At 72.5% G+C, this 3,847-nt stretch carries 5 protein-coding genes; all 5 read right to left on the bottom strand.

The annotated features are described in order from the left end of the window. A partial coding sequence (locus tag H5J29_RS24325) for an MFS transporter (protein WP_181783352.1) occupies nucleotides 1-445 on the bottom strand: 445 nt, incomplete at its 3' end. Continuing rightward, the gene (locus tag H5J29_RS24320; protein ID WP_181783351.1) at nucleotides 438-1,337 is read right to left on the bottom strand and encodes an ABC transporter substrate-binding protein; all 900 of its coding nucleotides are present in this window, start codon (nucleotides 1,335-1,337) and stop codon (nucleotides 438-440) included. The genes H5J29_RS24320 and H5J29_RS24325, both read right to left, overlap by 8 nt. A 14-nt stretch (nucleotides 1,338-1,351) precedes the next feature. After that, nucleotides 1,352-2,077 (bottom strand): ABC transporter ATP-binding protein, encoded by a 726-nt coding sequence (locus H5J29_RS24315; RefSeq protein WP_312858380.1) that lies wholly within the window; start codon nucleotides 2,075-2,077, stop codon nucleotides 1,352-1,354. Further along, nucleotides 2,074-2,895 carry an ABC transporter permease gene (locus tag H5J29_RS24310; protein ID WP_220187860.1) on the bottom strand — a complete coding sequence of 274 codons (822 nt, stop codon included), beginning with the start codon at nucleotides 2,893-2,895 and terminating at the stop codon, nucleotides 2,074-2,076. The genes H5J29_RS24315 and H5J29_RS24310 overlap by 4 nt, the downstream gene beginning before the upstream one ends. Beyond that, nucleotides 2,892-3,847, bottom strand: a 956-nt coding sequence (locus H5J29_RS24305) for an ABC transporter substrate-binding protein (RefSeq protein WP_181783350.1), incomplete at its 5' end; no start/stop codon positions are given. The genes H5J29_RS24310 and H5J29_RS24305, both read right to left, overlap by 4 nt.

The following is a 3,847-nucleotide window of genomic DNA, read 5'->3' as shown; positions in this document are numbered from 1 at the left end:
TACTGCCGGTACACGCCCACTCCGCGTCGGGTCGGCTCGCAGACCAGGGCACCAGGTCGGTGATCGCGGCGACGAGCAGCGGGGTGGTGAAGGCGTTCGTCGCGCCCTGGGCGGCCCGGGCGGCCAGGAACCATCCCATCGACGGCGCGAGCACGCACGCCGCGCAGGCCGGCACGAAGAGCAGCAGCGAGACCCGCATCGTGCGGGCTCGGCCCCAGCGCTCCGCGAGCGTGCCGCTGACCAGCATCAACGCCGCGAACGGCAGCATGTAGGCGGTGACGGCGCCCGCGGCGAGCTCCGGCGTGGAGTCCAGCCCGTGCGCGACCTCGTGCACCATCGGCGTGACCATGGTGCTGGCGTACGGGCCGAGGAACCCCCCGACGTAGAGCGGCCACGCCCGGACAGCCGGGCGTGGCCGCGCGAACGCCGGTGCGCGATCAGACATCCACCAGGTTCTTCACGAGCGCGTCGTAGGAGTTCGTGTCCTCGATCAGACCCCAGGAGACCATCCAGTCGTAGGTGCGCTGGAACTGCTCCTGCGGGTACGGCGCCGGGTCGACGTAGCGCAGCCTGCCCAGCGGGATCTCCTCCGGCGCCACCGAACCGAGCTCCGCCGGGATCTCCGCGGTCAGGTGGTGGAGGTAGGGGCGCGGGTCCTCGTTGATCTTCGCGACCGCGCGGACGACCGCGCGGTTGATCCGCTCGTAGGTGTCCGCGTCGATCTCGGGGCTGGCGATCTCGGCGCCGACGTAGAACGCCTCCGCGAGCACCTTGTACCCCTGCTTCTCGGCGAGGGTGATCCACGGCTCCATCAGCGCCGCGGCCTCGACGGTGCCGTCGCGCAGCGCCTCGAACCGCACCTGCGGGCCGCCGTAGTGCGCGATCGTGATCTCCTCGCGGGGCAGGAAGCCCTCGAGGGTCTGCAGCGCCACGTAGTGCGAGCCGTGGTGGAAGTTCACCGCGACGGTCTTCCCGGCCAGGTCCTGCGGGTGGGTGGCCGGGTGGTCGCCGCGGACCATGATCGCCTGGCCGTTGACGGCGGCGCGCTTGGACACGATCCGCCCGCCGACGGTGGTGTCCTGCGTGCGGCGGACCTGGCCCCACTCGCAGGCCCGGTACATCGAGGCCTCGCCGGACTCGAAGTGCGACTTGGTCGAGCCGAACGAGCTGAGCAGCTCGTGGTCCTCCAGCGGGGCGATCCCGGCGCGGGCGTAGTCCTTGGTCACGAACTCGACGTCGACGCCCTCCTCCTCGAAGTAGCCCTCGTCCTTGGCGACGAGCTGGGGCAGCGAGAAGACCAGGGAGAGCAGCTCCATGGTCACCTTGGGGCGGGTCATGGTGGGTCCTTCCTCTACAGCGCGGAGACGATGCGGGCGTGCAGGTCGAACAGGTACGGGTCCTCGGCGGACCGCGGCCGCTCCCGGTCGACGCGGTACTCCGCGGCGATCCGGGCCGGCCTGCCCGCCAGGACGATCACCCGGTCCGCCAGCAGGGCGGCCTCGAGCGGGTTGTGGGTCACGAGCAGGCCGGTGCGCGAGCGCTCCATCCACAGGTCCTGCAGCAGCAGTCGGAGCTTGCGGGCGGTCAGCTCGTCGAGCGCGGAGAACGGCTCGTCGAGCAGCACGAGATCGGGCTCGACGGCGAAGGCGCGCGCCACGGCGACGCGCTGGCGCTGACCGCCGGACAGGACCGTGGGGTAGGAGCCCGCGTACTCGCTCAGCCCCACCGCCGCGAGCGCGGAGTCGGCCCCCGCGGCGTCCACGCCCGCCGCCTCGCAGGCGAGCGTGACGTTCTCCCGCACCGAGAGCCAGTCCAGCAGACGCGGCTGCTGGAACACCACGCCGAGCCGCGGGTCGCCGCGGTCGACGGTGCCCGTGTCCGGCGGCACCAGGCCCGCGACGATGTGCAGCAGCGTGGTCTTCCCGGTCCCGGAGGCGCCCACCACGGCCACCAGCTCGCCGGGCTCGACGGTCAGCGAGAAGTCCGCCAGGACCTGCTGCGGGGTACCGCTGCGGGCGTCGACGAAGGTCTTGCCGACCCCGTCGAGCCGGACCCGGGTGGTCACCGGCGCGCTCACACGCTCACCGCCTTGCGCCAGCGGCTCGTGCGGCGTTCGAGGCCCTGCAGGATCCCGTACTCAAGCAGGGCCATCACGACCGCGAACAGCAGGGTCCAGGCGAGCACCGCGGCGACGTTCTGCGCGGCGAAGGCGTTGTTGAGCTGGTAGCCGACGCCCGACGACATCCCGAACACCTCGACCAGGACGATCACCTTCCAGCCCAGCGAGAGCCCGAGGCGCGCGCCGGCGAACAGCGAGGGCGCCAACGCGGGCAGCCACAGCTTGCGCAGCCGGGTGGTGCGGGAGAACCGGTAGACGTGGGCCATCTCCAGCAGGTCGGGATCGACCGACCGGGTGCCCTGGTAGATCTGGAGCATCAGCGGCGGGGCCGAGGACAACGCCACCGCGGCGACCGGGTTGACCAGGTCGATGCCGAACCAGATCACGCAGAGCAGCGCCCAGACCAGGCCGGGGATGGTGAGGCCGAGCAGCACGGCGGGCTCGAAGAACCGGCGGGCGAACTCGTTGCGTCCCATCGCGATCCCGACGGCGACGGCCACCACGAACGCCAGGGCGAACCCGAGTGCCACCCGGAGCACCGTGATCCCGAGCTGGTCGAGGAACGATCCGTCGGACACGATGTCGGCCAGCTCGGTGACGATCTCGGGAACCCCCGGGACCAGCACGCTGTCCAGCAGCACCGCCATCAGCTGCCAGGCCCCCGCCAGGAGCACCAGGAAGAGCAACGCGGGCAGGAACCGCGGCCCGCGCCGCGGTCTCGGGGCGGCGGCGAGGGCGGCGGACACCCGGGTGGGCCGGACCTCGGTGGCGGTCATGCCGATCCGCCGAGATCGAGCCACGGCACCTGCGCGGGCTGCGCCTTCACCAGCCCGACCTGCTGCGCCACCTCGGTCTGGCGTCGCAGGTTGGCGAACACGGACTCGCCCCAGACGACCGGGTAGACGTCGCGCATCCGGCTGGGCAGCAGCTCGATCGCCGCCTTCTCGTCCGCAGGGATGCCGTAGGCGTCGGCGAGGTCGGCGAGGACCTGCGGCCGCTCCTGGATCACCTCGTGGGCCTTCAGGCGCAGGGTGGCCAGCGCCGCGGCGGTCTCCCGGTTGCCGTCGACCCAGGCGCGGGTGGCGCCCTGGCCGTTGAGGAACAGCGCGTTCGGGTCCTCGCCGGTGCCCTGCGCCCACAGCTCGCCGACCGTCGCGAGCTGCCGGGCGCCCTTCCCGACGAGCCGGGTGGCGTTGGGCTCGATGGTCACGATCGCGTCGACGTCGCCCCGGTCGAACAGGGCGAGCCCGGCCAGCACGGCACCGGGGAAGAGCTGGTGGTCGGCGGTGAAGTCGCTGCCGTTCACGGCGAGGGCGAGCTGGGTGGAGCGGAACGCGTCGCTGTTGTTCGGCGGCGTCGCGATCTTCTTGCCGCGGAGGTCCGCGACGGTGCGGTAGGGGCTGTTCTCCGGGACCAGCCAGCGCACGTGGTTGTTCAGGCTCGTGGAGAACAGCACGACGTCGGCGCCCGCCTCGCCCGCGACCACGGCCCCGAGCGGCCCCATGCTGGCCACGTCGAGAGCGCCGGAGAGCAGCTTGTTCTGGACGTCGCCGGGGCCGGTGCCCGCCACGTAGCTGAGGTCGAGGTTCCCGACCAGGCCGTTCTGCTCGCTGATCGGCCTGATCACCGCGCCCGCGGTGCCCGCCTGGCTGTCCTCCACCCGTGCGGCGAGGGTGGTGCCCGCGGGGTCGCTCCCGCCGCAGGCGGCGAGCAGGGGGGCGGCGGCGA

The sequence above is a fragment of the Pseudonocardia pini genome (assembly GCF_013870575.1).
GTDB lineage: Bacteria > Actinomycetota > Actinomycetes > Mycobacteriales > Pseudonocardiaceae > Pseudonocardia > Pseudonocardia pini.
This window is presented reverse-complemented; position numbering and strand designations above follow the sequence as displayed.